Source organism: Streptococcus sp. HMSC073F11 (assembly GCF_001810785.1).
Lineage (GTDB): Bacteria > Bacillota > Bacilli > Lactobacillales > Streptococcaceae > Streptococcus.
The window spans coordinates 31,997-56,745 of record NZ_KV802698.1; the positions used below are offsets into that span (position 1 = coordinate 31,997).

The 24,749-nt window shown below is 38.4% G+C and carries 27 protein-coding genes and 1 riboswitch; of the genes, 24 read left to right on the top strand and 3 right to left on the bottom strand.

The window, feature by feature from the left end; translation table 11 throughout:
• The first annotated feature begins 91 nt into the window (after positions 1 to 91).
• The 12 genes from yfmF (at position 92) to tsf (ending at position 11,339) form a co-directional block, all read left to right on the top strand.
• Positions 92 to 1,342 carry an EF-P 5-aminopentanol modification-associated protein YfmF gene (gene yfmF / locus HMPREF2764_RS06925; protein WP_070528321.1) on the top strand — a complete coding sequence of 417 codons (1,251 nt, stop codon included), beginning with the start codon at positions 92 to 94 and terminating at the stop codon, positions 1,340 to 1,342.
• Entirely contained in the window at positions 1,339 to 2,622 is a 1,284-nt protein-coding gene (yfmH, locus tag HMPREF2764_RS06930; RefSeq protein ID WP_070528323.1) for an EF-P 5-aminopentanol modification-associated protein YfmH, read from the top strand. The genes yfmF and yfmH overlap by 4 nt, the downstream gene beginning before the upstream one ends.
• A gap of 59 nt (positions 2,623 to 2,681) precedes the next feature.
• A complete protein-coding gene (rodZ, locus tag HMPREF2764_RS06935; protein WP_070528325.1) occupies positions 2,682 to 3,512 on the top strand; it encodes a cytoskeleton protein RodZ in 831 nt (276 codons plus the stop codon).
• A gap of 10 nt (positions 3,513 to 3,522) precedes the next feature.
• A complete protein-coding gene (gene pgsA, locus HMPREF2764_RS06940; protein ID WP_070528328.1) occupies positions 3,523 to 4,068 on the top strand; it encodes a CDP-diacylglycerol--glycerol-3-phosphate 3-phosphatidyltransferase in 546 nt (181 codons plus the stop codon).
• Positions 4,065 to 4,892, top strand: a complete 828-nt coding sequence (locus tag HMPREF2764_RS06945) for an energy-coupling factor ABC transporter ATP-binding protein (protein ID WP_070528333.1) — start codon at positions 4,065 to 4,067, stop codon at positions 4,890 to 4,892. The genes pgsA and HMPREF2764_RS06945 overlap by 4 nt, the downstream gene beginning before the upstream one ends.
• A complete protein-coding gene (locus HMPREF2764_RS06950) occupies positions 4,877 to 5,716 on the top strand; it encodes an energy-coupling factor transporter ATPase (RefSeq protein WP_070528337.1) in 840 nt (279 codons plus the stop codon). Before HMPREF2764_RS06945 ends, HMPREF2764_RS06950 begins: the two co-directional genes overlap by 16 nt.
• Complete coding sequence (locus HMPREF2764_RS06955; protein WP_070528340.1) at positions 5,709 to 6,503, top strand: energy-coupling factor transporter transmembrane component T family protein; 795 nt, start codon at positions 5,709 to 5,711, stop codon at positions 6,501 to 6,503. Before HMPREF2764_RS06950 ends, HMPREF2764_RS06955 begins: the two co-directional genes overlap by 8 nt.
• A gap of 58 nt (positions 6,504 to 6,561) precedes the next feature.
• Positions 6,562 to 7,380 (top strand): rod shape-determining protein MreC, encoded by an 819-nt coding sequence (gene mreC, locus HMPREF2764_RS06960; RefSeq protein ID WP_070528343.1) that lies wholly within the window; start codon positions 6,562 to 6,564, stop codon positions 7,378 to 7,380.
• The gene (mreD, locus tag HMPREF2764_RS06965; protein WP_070528345.1) at positions 7,380 to 7,874 is read left to right on the top strand and encodes a rod shape-determining protein MreD; all 495 of its coding nucleotides are present in this window, start codon (positions 7,380 to 7,382) and stop codon (positions 7,872 to 7,874) included. The genes mreC and mreD overlap by 1 nt, the downstream gene beginning before the upstream one ends.
• Positions 7,875 to 7,967: 93 nt before the next feature.
• Positions 7,968 to 9,215: a peptidoglycan hydrolase PcsB gene (gene pcsB / locus HMPREF2764_RS06970; RefSeq protein WP_070528348.1), complete on the top strand. Its 1,248-nt coding sequence runs from the start codon at positions 7,968 to 7,970 to the stop codon at positions 9,213 to 9,215.
• 225 nt (positions 9,216 to 9,440) lie between these two features.
• A complete protein-coding gene (gene rpsB, locus HMPREF2764_RS06975) occupies positions 9,441 to 10,220 on the top strand; it encodes a 30S ribosomal protein S2 (protein ID WP_000268466.1) in 780 nt (259 codons plus the stop codon).
• A gap of 78 nt (positions 10,221 to 10,298) precedes the next feature.
• Positions 10,299 to 11,339 carry a translation elongation factor Ts gene (gene tsf, locus HMPREF2764_RS06980; protein ID WP_000808070.1) on the top strand — a complete coding sequence of 347 codons (1,041 nt, stop codon included), beginning with the start codon at positions 10,299 to 10,301 and terminating at the stop codon, positions 11,337 to 11,339.
• A gap of 121 nt (positions 11,340 to 11,460) precedes the next feature.
• Here the strand turns inward: tsf and cysK are convergent, their stop codons facing one another.
• The 3 genes from cysK to HMPREF2764_RS06995 form a co-directional block, all read right to left on the bottom strand.
• Positions 11,461 to 12,387: a cysteine synthase A gene (gene cysK / locus HMPREF2764_RS06985; protein WP_070528350.1), complete on the bottom strand. Its 927-nt coding sequence runs from the start codon at positions 12,385 to 12,387 to the stop codon at positions 11,461 to 11,463.
• A gap of 96 nt (positions 12,388 to 12,483) precedes the next feature.
• Positions 12,484 to 12,927 carry a PH domain-containing protein gene (locus tag HMPREF2764_RS06990; protein ID WP_070528353.1) on the bottom strand — a complete coding sequence of 148 codons (444 nt, stop codon included), beginning with the start codon at positions 12,925 to 12,927 and terminating at the stop codon, positions 12,484 to 12,486.
• Between the two features lie 15 nt (positions 12,928 to 12,942).
• A complete protein-coding gene (locus tag HMPREF2764_RS06995) occupies positions 12,943 to 13,578 on the bottom strand; it encodes a YigZ family protein (protein WP_000395748.1) in 636 nt (211 codons plus the stop codon).
• A gap of 56 nt (positions 13,579 to 13,634) precedes the next feature.
• On the opposite strand from HMPREF2764_RS06995, the gene HMPREF2764_RS07000 reads away from it, so the two are divergent.
• The 12 genes from HMPREF2764_RS07000 to HMPREF2764_RS07055 all read left to right on the top strand — a co-directional run bounded on the left by HMPREF2764_RS07000 (position 13,635) and on the right by HMPREF2764_RS07055 (position 24,689).
• A complete protein-coding gene (locus HMPREF2764_RS07000; protein ID WP_004255320.1) occupies positions 13,635 to 14,933 on the top strand; it encodes an ATP-dependent helicase ComFA in 1,299 nt (432 codons plus the stop codon).
• Positions 14,930 to 15,592: a ComF family protein gene (locus HMPREF2764_RS07005; protein ID WP_004255321.1), complete on the top strand. Its 663-nt coding sequence runs from the start codon at positions 14,930 to 14,932 to the stop codon at positions 15,590 to 15,592. The genes HMPREF2764_RS07000 and HMPREF2764_RS07005 overlap by 4 nt, the downstream gene beginning before the upstream one ends.
• Before the next feature lie 79 nt (positions 15,593 to 15,671).
• A complete protein-coding gene (gene hpf / locus HMPREF2764_RS07010; RefSeq protein ID WP_004255322.1) occupies positions 15,672 to 16,220 on the top strand; it encodes a ribosome hibernation-promoting factor, HPF/YfiA family in 549 nt (182 codons plus the stop codon).
• A 135-nt stretch (positions 16,221 to 16,355) separates the two neighbouring features.
• Positions 16,356 to 18,329: a DHH family phosphoesterase gene (locus HMPREF2764_RS07015; RefSeq protein WP_049546904.1), complete on the top strand. Its 1,974-nt coding sequence runs from the start codon at positions 16,356 to 16,358 to the stop codon at positions 18,327 to 18,329.
• The gene (gene rplI, locus HMPREF2764_RS07020) at positions 18,326 to 18,778 is read left to right on the top strand and encodes a 50S ribosomal protein L9 (protein WP_000864214.1); all 453 of its coding nucleotides are present in this window, start codon (positions 18,326 to 18,328) and stop codon (positions 18,776 to 18,778) included. The genes HMPREF2764_RS07015 and rplI overlap by 4 nt, the downstream gene beginning before the upstream one ends.
• 43 nt (positions 18,779 to 18,821) lie before the next feature.
• Positions 18,822 to 20,174 (top strand): replicative DNA helicase, encoded by a 1,353-nt coding sequence (dnaB, locus tag HMPREF2764_RS07025; RefSeq protein ID WP_004263550.1) that lies wholly within the window; start codon positions 18,822 to 18,824, stop codon positions 20,172 to 20,174.
• A 1-nt stretch (position 20,175) separates the two neighbouring features.
• A complete protein-coding gene (locus HMPREF2764_RS07030) occupies positions 20,176 to 20,442 on the top strand; it encodes a Veg family protein (protein WP_001278169.1) in 267 nt (88 codons plus the stop codon).
• 89 nt (positions 20,443 to 20,531) lie between these two features.
• Complete coding sequence (gene cbpD / locus HMPREF2764_RS07035; protein WP_070528354.1) at positions 20,532 to 21,650, top strand: choline binding-anchored murein hydrolase CbpD; 1,119 nt, start codon at positions 20,532 to 20,534, stop codon at positions 21,648 to 21,650.
• Between the two features lie 82 nt (positions 21,651 to 21,732).
• Positions 21,733 to 21,835, top strand: a riboswitch (TPP riboswitch).
• A 68-nt stretch (positions 21,836 to 21,903) separates the two neighbouring features.
• Positions 21,904 to 22,194 (top strand): thiamine-binding protein, encoded by a 291-nt coding sequence (locus HMPREF2764_RS07040; RefSeq protein ID WP_000647655.1) that lies wholly within the window; start codon positions 21,904 to 21,906, stop codon positions 22,192 to 22,194.
• Positions 22,157 to 22,915, top strand: a complete 759-nt coding sequence (locus tag HMPREF2764_RS07045; RefSeq protein WP_186821166.1) for an ABC transporter permease — start codon at positions 22,157 to 22,159, stop codon at positions 22,913 to 22,915. The genes HMPREF2764_RS07040 and HMPREF2764_RS07045 overlap by 38 nt, the downstream gene beginning before the upstream one ends.
• Positions 22,916 to 22,953: 38 nt before the next feature.
• Entirely contained in the window at positions 22,954 to 23,961 is a 1,008-nt protein-coding gene (locus HMPREF2764_RS07050) for an ABC transporter substrate-binding protein (RefSeq protein WP_004255331.1), read from the top strand.
• Positions 23,961 to 24,689 carry an ABC transporter ATP-binding protein gene (locus HMPREF2764_RS07055; RefSeq protein ID WP_000136238.1) on the top strand — a complete coding sequence of 243 codons (729 nt, stop codon included), beginning with the start codon at positions 23,961 to 23,963 and terminating at the stop codon, positions 24,687 to 24,689. The genes HMPREF2764_RS07050 and HMPREF2764_RS07055 overlap by 1 nt, the downstream gene beginning before the upstream one ends.
• Positions 24,690 to 24,749 lie beyond the last annotated feature (60 nt).

Consider the following 24,749-nt stretch of genomic DNA (forward strand, 5'->3'; position numbering starts at 1 on the left):
TAAGCGATTTTTATTTCAAAAGTGTTACAGAGAACAAGAAAATTTCAGGTTTTCGTGATATAATAGAAGTCTGTATATAAGGAGGTAAGTCATGGAGTTAGTGCATGGAATTTCAACACATTTTATCCAATCAAAAAAGTTTAAAACGAACAAAATTACCGTGCGTTTTACCGCTCCATTATCCCTCGATACGATTGCAGGTCGCATGTTGAGTGCGAGTATGCTAGAAACGTCCAACCAGATGTACCCCACTTCTCAAGCTTTGAGAAGACACTTGGCCAGTCTATATGGTACAGATATGTCAACCAATTGTTTTAGAAGAGGGCAAAGTCATATTGTAGACTTGACATTTAACTATGTTCGTGATGAGTTTTTAAGTAAGAAAAATGTGCTAACTTCTCAGGTTTTGGAACTAGTAAAAGAGACTCTTTTCTCACCCGTGGTAGTTGATAATGGATTTGATCCAGCCTTATTTGAAATTGAGAAAAAGCAATTGCTAGCAAGTTTAGCAGCTGATATGAATGATTCTTTTTATTTTGCACATAAAGAATTAGATAAATTATTTTTTTATGATGAACGTCTCCAATTGGAATACAGTGATTTACGAAATCGTATTTTAACTGAAACTCCACAAAGTTCTTCTTCTTGTTTCCAAGAATTTTTGGCCAATGATCGAATAGATTTCTTTTTCTTAGGTGATTTTAATGAGATTGAAATTCAAAATGTATTAGAATCATTTGGTTTTAAAGGTCGAGAAGGAACTGTGAAGGTTCAGTATTGTCAACCTTATTCCAATATTCTGCAAGAGGGTATGATTCGGAAAAATGTGGGACAGTCCATTTTAGAGTTGGGCTATCATTGTCCTTCTGAATATGGTGATGAGCAACATTTACCCATGATTGTAATGAATGGTTTACTTGGTGGATTTGCTCACTCTAAACTATTTACAAATGTCCGTGAAAATGCTGGATTGGCTTATACTATTTCAAGTCAGCTTGATTTGTTTAGTGGATTCTTGAGGATGTATGCTGGCATTGATCGAGAAAATAGGAATCAGGCTAGAAAAATGATGAATAATCAATTACTTGATTTAAAAAAAGGTTATTTTACAGAGCTTGAGCTAGAGCAGACAAAGGAAATGATTCGTCGGTCTTTGTTGCTTTCTCAAGATAATCAAGGTTCATTGATTGAACGTGCTTATCAAAATGCCTTACTTGGAAAATCTTCAGCAGACTTTAAAAGTTGGATTGCAAAACTCGAGCAAGTTGACAAAGAGGCTATTTGTAGAGCAGCTAATAATGTGAAACTACAGGCGATTTACTTTATGGAAGGAATAGAATGACAAAGGTTGTTTTTGAAGAAAAATACTATCCAGCTGTAAAAGAAATGGTTTATCAAACTCGTTTGTCAAATGGATTGACAGTTGCTCTTTTGCCTAAAAAGGAATTTAAAGAGGTTTACGGGAGTGTAACTGTACAGTTTGGTTCGGTAGATACGCTTGTCACAGAAGTTGACGGAGATGTAAAAGAATATCCTGGAGGAATTGCTCATTTTCTTGAACATAAATTATTTGAGAGAGAAGATGCTAGCGATTTGATGTCAGCTTTTACGAGTCTAGGTGCAGATAGTAATGCCTTTACAAGCTTTACAAAAACAAACTATCTTTTTTCAGCAACGGATCATCTCTTAGAGAATGTAAATTTACTTGATGAATTGGTGACATCAGCACATTTTACTGAAGATTCCATTTTAAGAGAGCAGGATATTATCCAGCAAGAACGAGAAATGTATCAAGATGATCCAGATTCGTGTTTATTCTTTTTAACTCTAGCGAATTTGTATCCTGGCACACCTTTAGCAACTGATATAGTTGGAAGTGAGGAGTCCATTTCCCAAATCAATCTAATTAATTTGCAAGAAAATTTTACAAGATTTTACAAACCTGTAAACATGTCTCTGTTTTTAGTTGGTAATTTTGATGTGGATCAAGTACAGGACTATTTTGAAAGAAAAGAACTGGAAGATTTAGATGTTCAGGAAGTAGCAAGAGAAAAGTTTGTTTTACAAGCTGTAAAGCACACAGACAGTATGAGAATGGAAGTGTCTTCTCCCAAACTAGCGATTGGGATTAGAGGTAATCGAGAAGTTGCTGCAGTGGATTGCTATCGACATCATATTTTATTAAAATTATTATTTGCAATGATGTTTGGTTGGACTTCGGATCGTTTTCAGAAATTATATGAATCAGGTAAAATTGATGCGTCCTTATCTCTTGAAGTTGAAGTAACAAGTCGCTTTCATTTTGTTATGTTGACAATGGATACAAAAGAGCCGGTTGCTTTATCTCATCAGTTTAAAAAGGCTATTCGTAATTTCACAAAGGATTTAGATATTACAGAGGATCATTTAGATATTATAAAAAGAGAGATGTTTGGAGAATTTTTCAGTAGCATGAACTCTCTTGAATTTATTGCAACGCAATATGATGCTTTTGGACAGGGTGAGACAATCTTTGATTTTCCGAAAATTTTACAGGAAATTACTTTAGAGGATGTCCTTGATGCTGGATATCATTTAATAGATGATGGTGATATAGTTGATTTTACAATATTCCCATCGTAGTAACTAATCATAATAGACACTAGAAACATAATAGAAACTAGAAAGAAGGAATGACAAGTATGAGGAAAAAAACAATTGGTGAGGTTTTACGTTTAGCTAGAACTAACCAAGGGTTGACTTTAGAAGAATTACATAAAAAAACAGAAATTCAGTTAGATATGTTGGAAGCAATGGAAGATGATGATTTTGATCAACTTCCTAGTCCATTTTATACTCGTTCTTTTTTGCGTAAGTATGCATGGGCAGTTGAGCTAGATGAGCGAATTGTCTTGGATGCTTATGATTCTGGGAGCATGATTACTTATGAGGAAGTAGATGTTGATGAAGACGAGTTGACAGGCAGGAGACGTTCAAGTAAGAAAAATAAGACATCATTTTTACCTTTATTTTATTTTATACTCTTTGCACTATCGATTGTAATTTTTGTGACTTATTATGTTTGGAATTATATCCAGACTCAACCGGAGCGTTCATCTGCGTCTAGTTATAGTGTAGTCCAAGCAACAAGCTCGACTAGTTCTGCAACTCCATCTTCAACTAGTAGTAGTTCATCAAGTAATTCTTCGAATACTGAACCAGCTATAACGGTATCGGGTGAAGGAAATCGAGTAGAAGTTGCTTATAAAACGAGTAAAGACACTGCAAAATTGCAATTATCAGTGTCAGATGCTAGAAGTTGGGTTAGTGTTTCAGAAAGTGATCTTGAGGGGGGTGTGACTTTATCACCGGATAATAAAAGTGCGGAAACAAGCGTTTCAACTAAAAATCCTGTAATAATTACGTTAGGTGTTGTAAAAGGTGTTGCTTTGACAGTAGATAATCAGACTGTTGATTTATCGAAATTAACAGCTCAGACTGGACAAATCAATGTAACCTTTACTAAAAATTAAGGAAAAACGAATGAAAAAAGAACAAATTCCAAATATCTTAACAATAGGTCGAATTCTTTTTATACCTATTTTTATCTTTATTTTAACAGTAGGAAATTCGATAGAGAGTCATATAGTAGCAGCTATTATCTTTGCGATTGCCAGTATCACAGACTACTTAGATGGATATTTAGCTCGTAAATGGAATGTGGTCAGTAATTTTGGTAAATTTGCAGATCCTATGGCGGATAAGCTACTAGTTATGTCGGCTTTTATTATGCTGATTGAGTTAGGTATGGCTCCGGCTTGGATTGTTACAATGATTATTTGTCGTGAGTTGGCTGTGACAGGTTTGAGGCTTTTACTGGTTGAAACTGGTGGAACAGTTTTAGCAGCAGCAATGCCTGGAAAAATTAAAACTTTCAGTCAGATGTTTGCGATTATTTTCTTACTATTACATTGGACTTTGCTTGGGCAAATTCTACTTTACGTAGCTTTGTTTTTCACTATCTACTCTGGCTATGATTATTTCAAGGGTAGTGCCTATGTATTTAAAGGGACATTTGGTTCGAAATGAAATCAATAATTGATGTAAAAAATCTTTCTTTTCGCTATAAGGAAAGTCAGGAGTACCATGATGTGAAGGATATTACGTTTCACGTGAAACGTGGAGAATGGCTTTCGATTGTAGGGCATAATGGTAGTGGTAAATCAACGACGGTTCGCTTAATTGATGGCTTACTGGAAGCAGAATCCGGAGAGATTGTAATTGATGGCCAACGGCTGACTGAGGAAAATGTTTGGAATATACGTCGTCAAATCGGTATGGTTTTTCAAAATCCAGACAATCAATTTGTTGGAGCGACTGTTGAAGATGATGTTGCCTTTGGTTTGGAAAATCAGGGACTTTCTCGTCAAGAAATGAAAAAGAGAGTGGAAGAAGCTCTGGATTTGGTTGGCATGTTGGACTTTAAAAAGAGAGAGCCAGCACGTCTATCAGGTGGCCAAAAGCAACGTGTGGCTATTGCAGGTGTTGTAGCCCTAAGACCAGCTATTTTAATCCTAGATGAAGCAACGAGTATGTTGGATCCTGAGGGACGTAGAGAACTGATTGAGACAGTAAAAGGAATTCGAAAAGACTATGATATGACGGTCATTTCCATTACCCATGATTTGGAAGAAGTTGCCATGAGTGATCTTGTATTGGTCATGAAAAAAGGGGAAATTGAATCAACTAGCAGTCCAAGAGAACTTTTCTCTCGAAATGATTTAGATCAAATTGGATTAGACGATCCTTTTGCCAATCAATTAAAACATTCTTTGAGCCAGAATGGCTATGATTTGCCTGAAAATTATTTGACAGAAAGTGAGCTAGAGGATAAACTATGGGCATTGCTCTAGAAAATGTGAGTTTTACATATCAAGAAGGGACTCCCTTAGCTTCAACAGCTTTGTCGGATGTTTCTTTGACGATTGAAGATGGTTCTTATACGGCTTTAATTGGCCACACAGGTAGTGGTAAATCAACTATTTTACAACTCTTAAATGGTTTATTGGTGCCAAGCCAAGGGAGTGTGCGAGTTTTTGATACCTTAATCACTTCGACTTCTAAAAATAAAGATATTCGTCAAATTAGAAAACAGGTTGGCTTGGTATTTCAGTTTGCTGAAAATCAGATTTTTGAAGAAACGGTTTTGAAAGACGTTGCTTTTGGACCGCAAAATTTTGGAGTTTCTGAAGAAGATGCGGAGCAGATTGCTCGTGAGAAACTGGATCTGGTTGGAATTGATGAATCACTTTTTGATCGCAGTCCGTTTGAGCTGTCAGGTGGACAAATGAGACGTGTCGCCATTGCAGGCATACTTGCCATGGAACCAGCCATATTAGTCTTAGATGAGCCCACAGCAGGCCTAGATCCCCTGGGAAGAAAAGAGCTGATGAATTTGTTCAAAAAACTCCACCAGTCAGGGATGACCATTGTCTTGGTAACGCATTTGATGGATGATGTTGCTGAATATGCAAATCAAGTCTATGTGATGGAAAAGGGACATTTAGTTAAGGGTGGTAAACCAAGTGATGTCTTTCAAGATGTTGTCTTTATGGAAGAAGTGCAGTTGGGAGTACCTAAAATTACGGCCTTTTGTAAACGATTGGCTGATAGAGGCGTGTCATTTAAACGATTACCGATTAAGATAGAGGAGTTCAAGGAGTCGCTAAATGGATAGTATGATTTTGGGGCGTTATATCCCAGGGGATTCGATTGTTCACCGATTGGATCCGCGTAGTAAATTACTGGCTATGATGCTACTGATTTTAATTGTTTTTTGGGCTAATAATCCCTTGACGAATCTAATTCTTTTTATAGCGACAGGGATATTTATTGCCTTGTCAGGAGTATCTCTTTCATTTTTTATTCAGGGCTTGAAGTCTATGTTTTTCTTGATTGCCTTCACAACTATTTTCCAACTGTTTTTCATTTCTAATGGGAATGTTTTATTTGAGTTTTCGTTTGTGAGAATAACAGATTATGCTTTGCAACAAGCTGGAATTATCTTTTGTCGCTTTGTATTGATTATTTTCTTTTCTACTTTGTTAACCTTAACGACCATGCCCTTAAGTTTGGCATCAGCTGTCGAAGCTTTATTAGCGCCTTTAAAGCGTGTGAAAGTTCCAGTTCATGAAATTGGTTTGATGCTGTCTATGAGTTTGCGTTTTGTTCCGACCTTAATGGATGATACGACGCGGATTATGAATGCACAGAAAGCGCGTGGAGTGGATTTTGGAGAAGGAAGCATTGTTCAAAAAGTAAAGGCGATGATTCCTATTTTGATTCCTCTTTTTGCGACAAGTTTAAAACGTGCAGATTCCTTGGCTATTGCCATGGAAGCGCGTGGTTATCAGGGTGGAAAAGGTAGAAGTCAATACCGACAATTGAAATGGACTCGAAAGGATACGCTGACCATTCTTGTTATTATCATACTTGGTTGTTGCTTATTTTTCTTAAAATCTTAGTAGCTTTCAGGAATTGATAAAAAGTTACTGTAACAGTTTTTGATATAAAGGTAGGGATATGAACCGTTTTAAAAAATCAAAATATGTCATTATTGTTTTTGTCACTGTTCTGCTTGTGTCAGCTCTCTTAGCGACGACTTATTCAAGTACAGTTGTGACAAAATTAGGAGATGGAATCTCAGTGGTTGATAGGGTTGTGCAAAAACCTTTTCAGTGGTTTGATTCTGTTAAATCAGATTTGGCACATTTGACACGAACATATAATGAAAATGAAAGTTTGAAGAAACAGATTTACCAATTAGAAGTTAAATCAAATGAGGCGGAAAGTTTAAAGACGGAGAATGAACAACTGCGCCAATTGCTTGATATGAAGTCCAAATTGCAAGCTACAAAGACTTTGGCAGCAGATGTTATTATGCGTTCTCCGGTATCTTGGAAGCAGGAGTTGACCTTAGATGCAGGCAAATCAAAAGGGGCTTCTGAGAATATGTTAGCAATTGCAAATGGTGGCTTGATTGGGAGTGTCTCAAAAGTAGAGGACAACTCTACCATGGTCAACCTTCTGACAAATACGGAAAATGCTGATAAGATTTCTGTTAAAATTCAGCATGGTTCTACTACAATTTATGGGATTATTGTTGGCTATGACAAGGAAAATGAAGTTCTCAAAATTAGTCAATTAAATAGTAGTAGCGATATTAGTGCAGGAGATAAGGTGACCACTGGTGGATTAGGAAACTTTAACGTTGCGGATATTCCTGTTGGTGAAGTGGTTGCCACAACGCATAGTACGGACTACTTGACACGAGAAGTAACGGTTAAATTAAGTGCAGATACTCATAATGTGAGTGTGATAGAATTAGTGGGGAATTCATAATGAGACAGTTGAAGCGGGTTGGAGTATTTTTATTGCTTCCTTTCTTTGTTCTAATTGATGCCCATATTAGTCAGCTTCTGGGCTCATTTTTTCCCCACGTGCAGTTGGCTAGTCATTTTCTATTTTTGTTTCTCTTATTTGAGACGATTGAAGTATCAGAGTATCTCTATTTAGCCTATTGTTTTGTAGTGGGTTTGGTTTATGACATTTACTTTTTCCACTTGATAGGGATTGCAACTCTGCTATTCGTCTTGTTGGGAGTATTTCTCCATAAATTTAATAGTGTTATTTTATTGAATCGTTGGACGAGAATGTTGGCAATTATTGTCATGACTTTTCTATTTGAGATGGGAGCTTATATACTTGCAATAATGGTAGGTTTAACTGTGGATAGTATGTCTTTATTTATAGTCTATAGTTTAGTACCATCAATGATTTTGAATCTTATATGGATGATTATCTTTCAGTTTATTTTTGAAAAATTTTACCTATAAGAAAGAAATAAAAATGTAACAAAGGCGTAATATTCATTAGGCCTTTTTTTGGTATACTAGTAATGTCTTTAAAAGAAGGAGTATCTACGAAATATGAAGAAAAAAATCTTAGCGTCACTTTTACTAAGTACAGTAATGGTTTCTCAAGCAGCTGTTTTAACAACTGCGCATGCAGAAACTACTGATGACAAAATTGCTGCTCAAGATAATAAAATTAGTAACTTAACAGCACAACAACAAGAAGCTCAAAAACAAGTTGATCAAGTTCAGGAGCAAGTATCTGCTATTCAAACAGAGCAATCAAACTTGCAATCTGAAAATGATAGACTACAAGCAGAATCTAAAAAGCTTGAGGGTGAAATTACAGAACTTTCTAAGAATATTGTATCTCGCAATGATTCATTACAAAAACAAGCTCGTAGTGCTCAAACAAATGGAGCTGCAACAAATTACATTAATACAATTGTAAACTCAAAATCAATTACAGAAGCTATTTCACGTGTTGCTGCAATGAGTGAAATCGTATCTGCAAACAACAAAATGTTGGAACAACAAAAGGCAGATAAAAAAGCTATTTCTGAAAAACAAGTAGCAAACAATGATGCGATTAATACAGTTATTGCAAATCAGCAAAAACTAGCTGATGATGCTCAATCATTAACTACAAAACAAGCTGAGTTGAAAGCTGCAGAATTGAATCTTGCTGCTGAAAAGGCTACTGCAGAGGATGAAAAAGCAAGTTTACTTGAGAAAAAAGCTGCAGCAGAAGCAGAAGCTAAAGCGGCTGCAGAAGCAGAAGCAGCTTATAAAGCTAAACAAGCAAGTCAACAACAAACAGTAGTTGCTTCTGGAAATACAACTTTTACAGCACAGGTTCAAGCACTATCTACTATTTCTTCATCAAGTTCATCTGAGTCAAGTTCGTCTGAATCATCTTCAAGCAGTGCTTCAACAGAATCAACAAGCTACACTCCTGCTCCAGTGACACATCGTCCAACATATAGTACAAATGCTTCAAGTTATCCAACTGGTGAGTGTACATGGGGAGCTAAAACATTGGCGCCTTGGGCTGGAGATTACTGGGGTAATGGAGCACAGTGGGCTACAAGTGCAGCTGCAGCAGGATTCCGTACAGGATCTACACCTCAAGTTGGTGCCATTGCATGTTGGAATGATGGTGGATATGGACACGTAGCCGTGGTTACAGCTGTTTCATCATCAACAAGTATCCAAGTATCTGAATCAAACTATGGTGGAAACCGTACAATCGGAAATAAACGTGGTTGGTTCAATCCTACTACAACTTCAGAAGGTTTTGTAACATACATCTATCCAAACTAATGAATAAAACGAAGAGGCTCGATTTGAGTCTCTTTTATGATTTATATAGTTAACTTGCTTTAAAAATCTACTAAAATCGCTTGAAAATATTGAAAAAGTATGGTAAAATGAAACTTGTCGTGTGAACGATAATACTCATTCTTGATGAATTGTGAAACAGTTGCCTTTGGGTCGTTTTGCGAGTTGAAGTCAAGAAGAGGAAAAAAACAAAAAGGAGAAATACTCATGGCAGTAATTTCAATGAAACAACTTCTTGAGGCTGGTGTACACTTTGGCCACCAAACTCGTCGCTGGAACCCTAAGATGGCTAAGTACATCTTCACTGAGCGTAACGGAATCCACGTTATCGACTTGCAACAAACTGTAAAATACGCTGACCAAGCTTACGATTTCATGCGTGATGCAGCAGCTAACGATGCAGTTGTATTGTTTGTTGGTACTAAGAAACAAGCAGCTGATGCAGTTGCTGAAGAAGCAGTACGTTCAGGTCAATACTTCATCAACCACCGTTGGTTGGGGGGAACTCTTACAAACTGGGGAACAATCCAAAAACGTATCGCTCGTTTGAAAGAAATCAAACGTATGGAAGAAGATGGAACTTTCGAAGTTCTTCCTAAGAAAGAAGTTGCACTTCTTAACAAACAACGTGCACGTCTTGAAAAATTCTTGGGTGGTATCGAAGATATGCCTCGTATCCCAGATGTTATGTACGTAGTTGATCCACATAAAGAGCAAATCGCTGTTAAAGAAGCTAAGAAATTGGGAATCCCAGTTGTAGCGATGGTTGACACAAACACTGATCCAGATGATATTGATGTAATCATCCCAGCTAACGATGATGCTATCCGCGCTGTTAAATTGATCACAGCTAAATTGGCTGACGCTATCATCGAAGGACGTCAAGGTGAAGATGCAGTAGCGGTTGAAGCAGAATTTGCAGCTTCAGAAACTCAAGCAGACTCAATCGAAGAAATCGTTGAAGTTGTAGAAGGCGACAACGCTTAATTCATATAATTAGTAATTACCTAGGAGGGCGGGGCTTAGCCCGGCTCTCCTATTTTTAAAAAATATAGGAGAATCAAAATGGCAGAAATTACAGCTAAACTTGTAAAAGAGTTGCGTGAAAAATCTGGTGCCGGTGTTATGGACGCTAAAAAAGCGCTTGTAGAAACAGACGGTGACATCGAAAAAGCGATTGAATTGCTTCGTGAAAAAGGTATGGCTAAGGCAGCTAAGAAAGCTGACCGTGTTGCTGCAGAAGGTTTGACTGGTGTTTACGTTAACGGTAATGTTGCAGCAGTTATTGAAGTAAACGCTGAAACTGACTTCGTTGCGAAAAATGCTCAATTTGTTGAATTGGTAAATACTACAGCTAAAGTTATTGCTGAAGGAAAACCTGCTAATAATGAAGAAGCACTTGCTTTGACAATGCCTTCAGGTGAAACTCTTGAAGCTGCATACGTATCTGCAACAGCAACTATCGGAGAAAAAATCTCATTCCGTCGCTTTGCATTGATTGAAAAAACAGATGCACAACACTTTGGAGCATACCAACATAACGGTGGACGTATCGGTGTTATTTCAGTTGTTGAAGGTGGAGACGAAGCACTTGCTAAACAATTGTCAATGCACATCGCAGCGATGAAACCAACAGTTCTTTCTTATAAAGAATTGGATGAGCAATTCGTTAAAGATGAGTTGGCACAATTGAACCACGTTATCGACCAAGATAACGAAAGTCGTGCAATGGTTAACAAACCAGCTCTTCCACACTTGAAGTATGGATCAAAAGCTCAATTGACTGATGATGTTATTGCCCAAGCTGAAGCTGACATCAAAGCTGAATTGGCTGCAGAAGGCAAACCAGAAAAAATCTGGGACAAAATCATCCCAGGTAAAATGGATCGCTTCATGCTTGACAACACTAAAGTTGACCAAGCTTACACACTTCTTGCACAAGTATACATCATGGATGACAGCAAGACAGTTGAAGCATACCTTGAATCAGTTAACGCTTCAGTAGTTGAGTTCGCTCGCTTTGAAGTTGGTGAAGGTATCGAAAAAGCTGCAAACGACTTCGAAGCTGAAGTTGCAGCTACAATGGCAGCAGCCTTGAATAACTAATAATAAAAAGGAAGCCAAATTGCTTCCTTTTTTCTATACAGTAGATCCGTATAGGGAGATTTTCCTATTTTCAAGGTATAAATAAAAAGCCCTATAATAAGGGCTAAGTGCATTTAGGAGACTACACTTCAAATTCATAGAGTGCTGTAGACAAATAACGTTCACCGTTATCTGGTGCTAGAGCAAGAACTTTTTTACCTGTACCTAATTTCTTGGCAACCTCGATGGCTCCGTAGATAGCTGCAGCTGAAGAAATCCCTACAAGGAATCCTTCTTTTCCACCAATCTCACGGCCGAGTGCTAGAGCATCGTCTGATGTTACACGAACGATACCATCATAAGCCTTTGTATCAAGTGTATCAGGAATAAATCCAGCTGAGATACCTTGAATTTTGTGTGGTCCAGGTTTTTCACCAGATAGAATAGCAGATTCGTCTGCCTCTACTGCAAAAACTTGAATGTTAGAATTTGCTGATTTGAGTGCATGAGAAACACCAGAAATCGTTCCACCGGTACCCACTCCAGCAACAAAGGCATCTAGTCCATCTTTACCGAAAGCAGCTAGTATTTCAGCTCCTGTTGTTCTTTCGTGTACTTCTGGATTAGCTGGATTGTCAAATTGAAGAGGAAGGAAACCATCACGTTCAGCAGCGATTTCTTGAGCTTTAGCAATAGCGCCTTTCATTCCCTCACTACCAGGAGTTAGGACGAGTTCAGCACCATAAGCTTGGATAATCTTACGTCGTTCTACACTCATAGTTTCAGGCATAACGATGACAACCTTATATCCTTTAGCAGCACCTACCCATGAAAGTCCAATACCAGTATTTCCACTTGTTGCTTCAACAATAGTAGAACCTGGTTTCAGAATACCGTCTTGTTCAGCTTTTTCAATCATGCTAAGAGCAATACGATCTTTTACAGAAGAGCCAGGGTTGAATGCTTCAAGCTTTACATAGACGTCCGCAGCACCTTCTGGCACAATGTTGTTGAGTCTAACAATCGGAGTTTGACCGATTAATTCAGTAATGTTGTTATAAATAGACATATGAATACCTCTTTGTATAAGATATTTCTAGTATAACGCTATCTATACCATTTGTAAAATATAGAAATCCTATCGAAGTGATAGGATTTTTTTATATCACAGGTCTAAGCCATTAATTTTCAAGCGATTGTGATAAGCTAATTCTAATAAATAGGTGTAAAGTGGAACGATATCCGTTTTCTTAGGGAATTCAAATTTATGAGCATTAAAATGCTCATTGTGTGCTTTTAGAAAGACATTTTCTAAATAAGTAATAGTAATTTCACTATCATCTATACCTGCTCCTGCAGTTTCCATTTCAACGTTAACAATGTTCATCAAAAAGATTGATTTAATAGACATCTTACGACCAGTAGCGCCTTGTTTATCTGTAAAGATAATACGGATATTTGTAAATATAATTGAATCACGAATCAGTTTATATCCACTTTGAATTTCTTCATTTTCTAGTAGATATTGTCCATATTCTTTGATAAGAGTTTCTTTGTTTTGCTCGCTAAAGTTACCAGCGAGTCCTTGAATGAATTTACCAAATGCCATATTTTTCTCCTTTGTTTACACTAAGTTTACAGGAACTTCAACTTCTCGTAAACCTTGATCAGTTAAAGTGACTTTTCCATTAAAAAACTCTACAAGTGCAGCTTTAATAGTTTCTTTTTCTTCTTTATCAACATAAATCATCGTATCGACTTGATCTGTAAAGTTTGTATCCAGTTCCATGAGATTATATTCCTTAAGGAAGTTACTGTACTCTTGGTACTGAGCGTAAGACATTTGAATAGCAATGCCAGCCTGTTCCTTTATTTCAATGATGCCAATTTCTTTGACAGCTAAGGCAACACTGCCAGCGTAAGCACGAATCAATCCTCCAGCGCCTAGTTTAATGCCACCAAAGTAGCGTGTCACTACCACACAGACATTAGTAAGATTGTGATTTTCTAGTACCCCAAGCATGGGAACGCCAGCAGTCCCACTGGGCTCACCATCATCACTTGTCCGTTTGATTCCACTACGTTCCCCAATAATGAAGGCAGAGCAGTTATGAGTAGCTTTGTAGTGCTCTTTCTTGATGGCAGTAATGAAGTCACGAGCCTCTTCTTCGCTATAAACACGCTTGGCATGACAGATAAAGCGGGATTTTTTGATTTCTTCTTGGACTTGTCCGTCCTCTTTAATTGTTCTAAATTCCATGATTTAATTGTACTAAAAAATCATTTAAAGCGCTAGGTTTTTACGAATAAAGAAGTATGAAAGTAAATCCAAATTATCTCGGTCGCTTGTTTACTGAGAATGAATTAACAGAAGAGGAACGTCAGTTGGCGGAGAAACTTCCAGCAATGAGAAAGGAGAAAGGGAAACTTTTCTGTCAACGTTGTAATAGTACTATTCTAGAAGAATGGTATTTGCCCATCGGTACTTACTATTGTAGGGAGTGTTTACTGATGAAGCGAGTCAGGAGTGATCAATCTTTATACTATTTCCCACAGGAGGATTTTCCGAAGCAAGATGTTCTTAAATGGCGTGGTCAATTAACCCCTTTTCAAGATAAGGTATCACAGGGACTGCTTCAAGCGGTAGACAAGCAAGAGCCAAGCTTGGTTCACGCTGTAACAGGAGCTGGAAAGACAGAAATGATTTATCAAGTAGTAGCTAAAGTGATCAATGCGGGTGGTGCAGTGTGTTTGGCCAGTCCTCGCATAGACGTTTGTTTGGAGCTGTATAAGCGCCTGCAAAAGGATTTTGCTTGTGAGATAGCCCTCCTACATGGAGAATCAGAGCCGTATTTTCGAACACCACTAGTTGTTGCGACGACCCATCAGTTATTGAAGTTTTATCAAGCTTTTGATTTACTGATAGTGGATGAAGTAGATGCCTTTCCTTATGTTGACAATCCTATGCTTTACCATGCTGTCAAGAATAGTGTAAAGGAGAATGGCTTGAGAATCTTTTTAACAGCAACTTCTACCGATGAGTTAGATAGGAAGGTTCGCATCGGAGAATTAAAACGATTGAGTTTGCCAAGACGATTTCATGGAAATCCTTTGATTATTCCTAAACCTGTCTGGTTATCCGATTTTAATCACTGTTTAGAGAAAAGTCGGTTGTCACCAAAGCTAAAGTCTTATATTGAGAAGCAGAGAAAGACAGGTTATCCGTTACTCATTTTTGCTTCAGAGATTAAGAAAGGGGAACAGTTAAAAGAAATCATACAGGAGCAATTTCCAAATGAGAAAATTGGCTTTGTATCTTCTATCACAGAAAATCGATTAGAGCAGGTACAAGCTTTTCGAGATAGAGAACTGACAATACTTATCAGTACGACGATATTGGAGCGTGGAGTTACCTTCCCTTGTGTTGACGTTTTCGTAGTAGAGGCCAATCATCGTCTGTTTACCAAGTCTAGTTTAATACAGATTGGAGGACGTGTCGGTCGGAGTATGGACAGACCGACAGGAGATTTGCTTTTCTTCCATGACGGGTTAAATGCTTCAATCAAAAAGGCAATTAAGGAAATTCAGCAGATGAATAAGGAGGCGGGGCTATGAAGTGCTTATTATGTGGGCAGACTATGAAGGCTGTTTTAACTTTTAGTAGTCTCTTACTTCTGAAGAATGATGACTCTTGTCTTTGTTCAGACTGTGACTCTACTTTTGAGAGGATTGGAGAAGAAAACTGCCCAAACTGTATGAAAACAGGTTTGTCAACAAAGTGTCAAGATTGTCAATTTTGGTGTAAAGAAGAAGTTGAAGTCAGTCATAGAGCGATTTTTACTTACAATCAAGCTATGAAGGATTTTTTCAGTCGGTATAAGTTTGATGGAGACTTCCTTTTAAGAAAAGTTTTTGCTTCAGTTTTAAGTGAGGAGTTAAAAAAGTACAAAGAGTATCAATTTGTTGTAATTCCCCTAAGTCCTGAAAGATTGCTCGAGAGGGGATTTAACCAGGTTGAAGGTTTAGTTGAAGCAGCAGAGTTCTCTTTGCAAGACTTACTAGAGAAGAGAGAAGAGCGGGCCAGTTCTTCCAAAAATCGTTCAGAACGCTTGGGGACAGAACTTCCTTTCTTTATTAAAAGGGGAGTCACTATTCCTAAAAAAATCCTACTTATAGATGACATTTATACTACTGGAACAACTATAAATCGTGTGAAGAAGCTGTTGGAAGAAGCTGGTGCTGAGGATGTAAAAACATTTTCCCTTGTAAGATGAGGAAAAAATTTGCAAAAATAAAATGAAAGCGTTATAATGAAATCAGAAAAACAAAAATGTTTAGAAAGAAGGTACTCATATGATTAAATATAGTATCCGTGGTGAAAACCTAGAAGTAACAGAAGCAATTCGTGATTATGTAGTTTCTAAACTCGAAAAGATCGAAAAGTATTTTCAAGCTGAACAAGAGTTGGATGCTCGAGTAAACTTGAAGGTGTATCGTGAAAAAACGGCTAAAGTGGAGGTGACGATTCCGCTTGGTTCAATTACTCTTCGTGCAGAAGATGTGTCTCAAGATATGTATGGTTCAATTGACCTTGTAACCGATAAAATTGAACGTCAGATTCGTAAAAATAAAACAAAAATCGAGCGTAAAAATAAAAACAAGGTAGCAACTAGTCAATTATTTACAGATGCTTTGGTGGAAGATACAAATGTTGTCCAATCTAGAGTTGTTCGTTCAAAACAAATTGATTTAAAACCAATGGATTTGGAAGAAGCTATTCTACAGATGGATTTGTTGGGACATGATTTCTTTATCTATGTGGATGTTGAAGATCAGACAACCAATGTGATTTATCGTCGAGAAGATGGCGAGATTGGCTTGTTAGAAGTTAAAGAATCTTAATTTCAATATGTGTAAAGGAAGGTTTACTAAATTGTAAACCTCCTTTTTCTTATAATTGATAGAATTACTGATTACACTTTTAAAAAGTCGCTTTTTGGTGGTTATTATGGTATAATGGGTGCCAAGAGGTTTGGAATGAAAAAATTTTATGTAAGTCCTATTTTCCCCTTAATATTAGGAATAGTGGCGTTCGGAGTGCTATCTGTGCAACTTGTTTTTGTAACGAATACACTGGTAACGCTATTTCTTTTGCTACTTATTTTGGGTTCATATATTTTACTATTCATCCATCAGAGAGACTACTACTCAAAGAGTGAAGTAGAACAAATCCAGTATGTAAACCACCAAGCTGAAGATAGTTTGACAACCTTGTTAGAACAGATGCCTGTCGGAGTTATTAAACTAGACTTATCGTCAGGTGAAGTTGAGTGGTTCAATCCTTACGCTGAATTGATTTTGACTAATGAAGTGGGCGAGATTGATGTTGCATTAATTCAAACAATTATAAAGGCTTCTGTGGGGAATCCAGGTTCTTATGCTACCTTAGGTGAAATCCGTTATTCGGTTCATATGGACAAGGTATCTGGAGTTCTTTATTTCTTTGATGTGTCTGGAGAATACGAAGCGACTGTTGAGTTAGTGACAAGTCGACCTGTGATTGGGATTGTCTCCGTTGACAACTATGATGACTTAGAAGATGAAACATCGGAGTCTGATATCAGTCATATCAATAGTTTTGTAGCCAATTTTGTTTCAGAATTTGCTGGGAAGCATGCCATGTTCTCTCGTCGAGTGAGTATGGACCGCTTTTATCTATTTACGGACTACACGGTGCTTGAGGGCTTGATGAATGATAAATTTTCTGTTATTGATGCATTCAGAGAAGAGGCGAAACAGAGACAGTTGCCCTTGACCTTAAGTATGGGATTTTCTTATGGTGATGGAAATCATGATGAGATAGGGAAAGTTGCATTGCTCAACTTGAACTTGGCTGAAGTGCGTGGTGGCGACCAAGTGGTTGTCAAGGAAAACGACGAAACGAAAAATCCAGTTTATTTTGGTGGTGGATCTGCTGCCTCAATCAAACGTACACGGACCCGTACGCGTGCTATGATGACGGCTATTTCAGATAAGATTCGTAGTGTGGATCAGGTTTTTGTAGTTGGTCACAAAAATCTAGATATGGATGCTCTTGGCTCTGCTGTAGGTATGCAGTTATTTGCTAGTAATGTAACAGAAAATAGCTATGCTATTTATGACGAAGAACAAATGTCGCCGGATATTGAACGAGCTGTTTCATTCTTAGAAAAAGAAGGAGTTACAAAGTTGTTGTCTGTTAAGGACGCAATGGGGATGGTGACCAATCGTTCTTTGTTGATTCTTGTAGACCACTCAAAGACAGCTTTAACTTTATCAAAAGATTTTTATGATTTATTTACCCAAACCATCGTCATCGACCACCACAGACGGGATCAGGATTTTCCAGATAATGCGGTTATTACTTATATCGAAAGTGGTGCAAGTAGTGCCAGTGAGTTGGTAACGGAATTGATTCAGTTCCAGAATTCTAAGAAAAATCGTTTGAGTCGTATGCAAGCAAGTGTTTTAATGGCTGGTATGATGTTGGATACTAAAAATTTCACCTCACGAGTGACTAGTCGGACATTTGATGTTGCTAGCTATCTCAGAACGCGCGGAAGCGATAGTATTGCTATCCAGGAAATGGCTGCGACGGATTTTGAAGAATATCGTGAGGTCAATGAACTGATTTTACAGGGGCGTAAATTAGGTTCAGATGTACTGATAGCAGAGGCTAAGGACTCGAAATGCTATGATACAGTTGTTATTAGTAAGGCAGCAGATGCCATGTTAGCTATGTCAGGTATTGAAGCGAGTTTTGTTCTTGCGAAGAATACACAAGGGTTTATCTCTATCTCAGCTCGCAGTCGTAGTAAGCTGAATGTACAACGGATCATGGAAGAGCTGGGAGGTGGAGGCCACTTTAATTTGGCAGCAGCTCAAATTAAGGATTCAACCTTGTCAGAAGCAGGTAAAAAACTGACAGAAATTGTATTAAATGAAATAAAGGAAAAGGAGAAAGAAGAATGAAAGTAATCTTTTTAGCAGATGTTAAAGGAAAAGGTAAAAAAGGTGAAATTAAGGAAGTACCAACAGGTTATGCACAAAACTTTCTTATCAAAAAGAATTTAGCAAAAGAAGCAACTGCTCAAGCTGTAGGTGAACTTCGTGGTAAACAAAAATCTGAAGAAAAAGCTCATGCTGAGATGATTGCAGAAGCAAAAGCAATTAAAGCCCAACTAGAAGCAGAAGAAACGGTTGTAGAATTTGTTGAAAAAGTTGGTCCAGATGGCCGTACTTTTGGTTCTATTACCAATAAGAAAATTGCAGAAGAATTGCAAAAGCAATTTGGAATTAAGATTGATAAACGTCATATTCAAGTACAAGCTCCGATTCGAGCTGTTGGTTTGATTGATGTACCAGTGAAAATCTATCAAGATATTACAAGTGTAATCAATCTTCGTGTGAAAGAAGGGTAAATTTACACTTTCTTGACAAGATTGTAAAAGGAAGGGAAGTCTGATGGCAGAAGTAGAAGAGTTACGAGTACAACCTCAAGATATCTTAGCTGAGCAATCCGTTTTAGGGGCTATCTTTATTGACGAGAGTAAGCTTGTTTTTGTGCGAGAATATATTGAGTCTCGGGACTTTTTTAAGTATGCCCATCGTTTGATTTTCCAAGCTATGGTCGATTTATCCGATCGTGGCGATGCTATAGATGCAACAACGGTTCGTACCATTCTTGATAATCAAGGTGATTTACAGAATATTGGTGGCCTGTCTTACTTGGTTGAGATTGTCAATTCTGTGCCAACTTCTGCTAATGCGGAGTATTATGCTAAGATTGTTGCAGAGAAGGCCATGCTACGTCGATTAATCTCCAAGTTGACAGAGTCTGTCAATCAAGCTTACGAGGCTTCGCAACCAGCTGATGAAATCATTGCTCAGGCAGAAAAAGGACTAATTGATGTCAGCGAAAATGCTAATCGAAGTGGATTTAAGAACATTCGAGATGTGTTGAATATCAACTTTGGAAATCTGGAAGCTCGCTCGCAACAAACGACCGATATTACAGGTATTGCGACAGGCTATCGTGACTTGGATCATATGACGACTGGACTTCATGAGGAGGAGTTGATTATCCTAGCAGCCCGTCCGGCGGTTGGTAAGACAGCCTTTGCTTTGAATATTGCGCAAAATATTGGAACCAAGTTAGACAAAACGGTTGCTATCTTTTCGCTCGAAATGGGTGCGGAAAGTCTAGTGGACCGTATGTTGGCGGCAGAAGGTTTGGTGGAATCGCATTCTATCCGTACGGGTCAATTGACTGATGAGGAGTGGCAAAAATATACCATTGCTCAAGGGAATCTAGCTAATGCAAGTATCTATATCGATGATACGCCAGGGATTCGGATTACAGAGATTCGTTCTCGTTCTCGTAAACTGGCTCAAGAAACTGGAAATCTTGGTTTGATTTTAATAGACTATTTGCAGCTTATCACGGGAACAGGTCGAGAAAATCGTCAACAAGAGGTTTCAGAAATTTCACGTCAGTTGAAAATTTTAGCTAAGGAACTGAAGGTTCCAGTAATCGCTCTAAGTCAGCTTTCTCGTGGTGTAGAACAACGTCAGGATAAGAGACCGGTCTTGTCTGATATTCGTGAATCTGGGTCTATTGAGCAGGATGCTGATATCGTAGCCTTTCTTTATCGCGACGATTACTATGAGCGTGGTGGTGAAGAAGAGGAAGGCATACCGAATAATAAGGTAGAGGTTATTATCGAGAAAAACCGTAGTGGAGCTCGTGGAACGGTGGAATTAATTTTTCAAAAAGAATACAATAAATTTTCAAGTATCTCAAAGAGGGAGGCATAAGATGTCAGATGCATTTACAGATGTAGCCAAGATGAAAAAAATCAAAGAAGAAATCAAGGCACATGAGGGACAAGTCGTAGAAATGACTCTGGAGAATGGTCGTAAGCGCCAAAAAAATAGATTGGGTAAGCTAATTGAGGTTTATCCATCCCTATTTATCGTTGAATTTGGAAACGTTGAAGGAGATAAACAAGCTAATGTTTACGTTGAATCCTTTACTTACTCAGATATCCTTACAGAAAAGAATTTGATTCATTATCTTGACTAAAGTGAGAAATTTTCTCACTTTTTCTTTTTTTCTCCGAATAGTTTAAGTGAAGGTAATCTTCGATTTATATTATTTTTCAAGGAGGAAGAATGAAAATTTCACCATTTAAAGTAGCAGAGACAAGGTTTTCTTTCAGAAAATCAGCTAAAAAGGTTGTTCCCTTTTTAGTAGTAGGATTGATGTTAGCAGCGGGTAATAGTGTATATGCCTATTCAGGAGGAAATGGATCGATTGCGCGTGGGGATGATTATCCTGCTCATTATAAAAATGGGAGCCAGGAGATTGATAAGTGGCGCATGTATTCTCGTCAATGTACTTCTTTTGCAGCTTTTCGTTTGAGTAATGTCAATGGTTTTGAGATTCCGGCTGCTTATGGGAATGCGAATGAATGGGGCTATCGTGCTCGTCGTGAAGGCTATCGTGTCGATAATAGACCAGCGATTGGCTCCATTGCTTGGTCTACTGCAGGAACTTATGGTCATGTTGCCTGGGTGTCAAATGTAGTGGGAGATGAGATTGAGATTGAAGAATACAACTATGGAATAAGGGAATCTTATAATAAGCGTGTCGTGAAGGCGAATACTATGACTGGTTTTATCCATTTTAAAGATTTAGCTGGTGGCAGTGTTGGGAATAGTCAATCCTCAGTTTCAACAGGAGGAACACATTATTTTAAGACTAAGGCTGCCATCAAAAATCAGCCTCTAGCTAGCGCAACTGCAATTGATTACTATTATCCTGGGGAGAATGTTCATTATGATCAAATTCTCGAAAAAGATGGGTACAAGTGGTTGAGTTATACGGCTTATAACGGAAGTCGTCGCTATATCCAGCTAGAGGGAGTAAGCTCTTCACAGAATTATCAGAATCAATCAGGAAATAGCTCTAACTATGGATCCAATAACAGTTCAACTGTTGGTTGGAAGAAAATAAATGGTAGTTGGTATCATTTCAAATCAAATGGCTCTAAATCAACAGGCTGGTTGAAGGATGGTTCTAGCTGGTATTATTTGAAATCATCTGGTGAAATGCAGACAGGCTGGTTAAAGGAGAATGGCTCGTGGTATTATCTGGATAGTTCAGGGGCAATGAAAACAGGCTGGTATCAAGTTTCTGGTAAGTGGTATTACTCTTACTCTTCGGGCGCCTTAGCCGTCAATACGACGGTGGATGGCTACAGAGTAAATAGTGATGGAGAACGAGTATAGAAAATTGGAGTAGGAAAATTTTCCTACTCTTTTCTGTAAGCAGTTTCCTTGACATTTTTTTTGTTTTGCGCTATCATATGTCCATATAATATATGGGAGTCTGTGTACAGTCTGAGAGGAAGCGTTAAGCTTCGACCGCACCTGATCTGGGTAATGCCAGCGTAGGGAACGATACTTAGTCTACTCTTGACCTTTTCCATATATGGCAAAGGTTTTTCTTTTTGTCAAAGGAAAACGAGAAGAGGAGGTTCTTATGAAAGCAAGCATCGCCTTGCAAATTTTACCCCTATCACAGGGGATTGATCGGATTGCTGTTATCGATCAAGTCATTGCTTATCTGCAAGCTCAAGAGGTGACTATGGTGGTGACACCATTTGAAACGGTCTTGGAAGGGGAGTTTGATGAGCTTATGCGCATTCTCAAAGAAGCGCTAGAAGTGGCAGGGCAGGAGGCAGATAATGTTTTTGCCAATGTCAAAATAAATGTAGGAGAGATTTTAAGTATTGATGAGAAACTTGAAAAGTATACTGAGACGACACATTAGTCTATTGGGCTTTCTAGGAGTCTTGTCAATCTGGCAGTTAGCAGGTTTTCTTAAACTTCTCCCCAAGTTTATCCTGCCGACACCTCTTGAAATTCTCCTGTCCTTTGTTCGTGATAGAGAATCTCTCTGGCACCATAGCTGGGCCACCTTGAGAGTGGCTTTATTGGGACTGATTTTGGGAGTCTTGATTGCCTGTCTCATGGCTGTGCTTATGGACAGTTTGACTTGGCTTAACGATCTGATTTACCCTATGATGGTGGTTGTTCAGACTATCCCGACCATTGCCATAGCCCCTATCCTGGTTTTGTGGCTCGGTTATGGGATTTTGCCCAAGATTGTCTTGATTATCTTGACAACAACCTTTCCTATCATCGTCAGCATTTTGGACGGTTTTAGGCATTGTGACAAGGATATGCTGACCTTGTTTAGTCTGATGCGGGCCAAACCTTGGCAAATCCTGTGGCATTTTAAAATCCCTGTCAGTCTGCCTTACTTTTATGCTGGTCTGAGGGTCAGTGTCTCCTACGCCTTTATCACAACAGTAGTATCTGAGTGGTTGGGAGGCTTTGAAGGACTAGGTGTCTACATGATTCAGTCCAAGAAACTGTTTCAGTATGATACTATGTTTGCTATTATTATTCTGGTATCGATTATCAGTCTTCTCGGTATGAAGCTGGTTGATGTCAGTGAAAAATATGTTATTAAATGGAAACGTTCGTAGAATAAGAATGTTTCTGAAAAAGAAAAGAGGAAATTGAAATGAAGAAAACATGGAAAGTGTTTTTAACTGTTTTAACAGCTCTTGTAGCTGTTGTGCTTGTGGCCTGTGGTCAAGGAACTGCTTCTAAGGATAATAAGGAAGCAGAACTCAAGAAGATTGACTTTATCCTAGACTGGACGCCAAATACCAACCACACAGGGCTTTATGTGGCCAAGGAAAAAGGTTATTTCAAAGAAGCTGGAGTGGATGTTGATTTGAAATTGCCACCAGAAGAAAGTTCTTCTGACTTGGTTATTAACGGTAAGGCACCATTTGCAGTCTATTTCCAAGACTATATGGCTAAAAAATTGGAAAAAGGCGCAGGAATCACTGCCGTTGCAGCTATCGTAGAACACAATACATCAGGAATCATCTCTCGTAAATCTGACAATGTAGCTAGTCCAAAAGACTTGGTTGGTAAGAAATACGGAACTTGGAATGACCCAACTGAACTTGCTATGTTGAAAACCTTGGTAGAATCTCAAGGTGGAGACTTTGAGAAGGTTGAAAAAGTACCAAATAACGACTCAAACTCAATCACACCGATTGCCAATGGCGTCTTTGATACTGCTTGGATCTACTACGGTTGGGATGGTATCCTTGCTAAATCACAAGGTGTAGATGCTAACTTCATGTACTTGAAAGACTATGTCAAGGAGTTTGACTACTATTCACCAGTTATCATCGCAAACAACGACTACCTTAAAGACAACAAAGAAGAAGCTCGTAAAGTCATCCAAGCTATCAAAAAAGGCTACCAATATGCTATGGAGCATCCAGAGGAAGCAGCTGATATCCTCATCAAGAATGCGCCTGAACTCAAGGAAAAACGTGACTTTGTCATCGAATCTCAAAAATACTTGTCAAAAGAATACGCAAGCGACAAGGAAAAATGGGGTCAATTTGATGCAGCTCGCTGGAATGCCTTCTACAAATGGGATAAAGAAAATGGTATCCTTAAAGAAGACTTGACAGACAAAGGATTCACCAACGAATTTGTGAAATAATGACAGAGATTAGACTAGAACAAGTCAGTTATGCCTATGGTCAGGAGAGGATTTTAGAGGATATCAACCTGCAGGTGACTTCAGGTGAAGTGGTTTCTATCTTAGGCCCAAGTGGTGTTGGTAAGACTACGCTTTTCAACTTAATTGCGGGTATTTTAGAAGTTCAGTCAGGGAGAATTGTCCTTGATGGTGAAGAAAATCCCCAGGGGCGCGTGAGTTATATGTTGCAAAAGGATCTGCTCTTGGAGCACAAGACCGTGCTTGGTAATATCATTCTGCCCCTCTTGATTCAAAAAGTGGATAAGGCGGAAGCCGTTGCCCGAGCGGATGACATCCTTGCGACCTTCCAGTTGACAGCTGTAAGAGATAAATACCCTCATGAACTCAGTGGTGGGATGCGCCAGCGTGTAGCCTTGCTCCGAACCTACCTTTTCGGGCACAAGCTCTTTCTCTTAGACGAGGCCTTCAGCGCCTTGGATGAGATGACTAAGATGGAACTCCACGCTTGGTACCTTGAGATTCACAAGCAGTTGCAGCTAACAACCTTGATCATTACGCATAGTATCGAGGAGGCCCTCAGTCTCAGCGACCGCATCTATATCTTGAAAAATCGACCTGGGCAGATTGTTTCAGAAATTAAACTAGATTGGTCTGAAGATGAGGACAAAGAAGTCCAAAAGATTGCCTATAAACGTCAAATTTTGGTAGAATTAGGCTTAGATAAGTAGAAAAATAGGGAGTTGGTGAAGATTATCCTTTACCAGCGCCCTTTTTCTTTTAAAAATGAG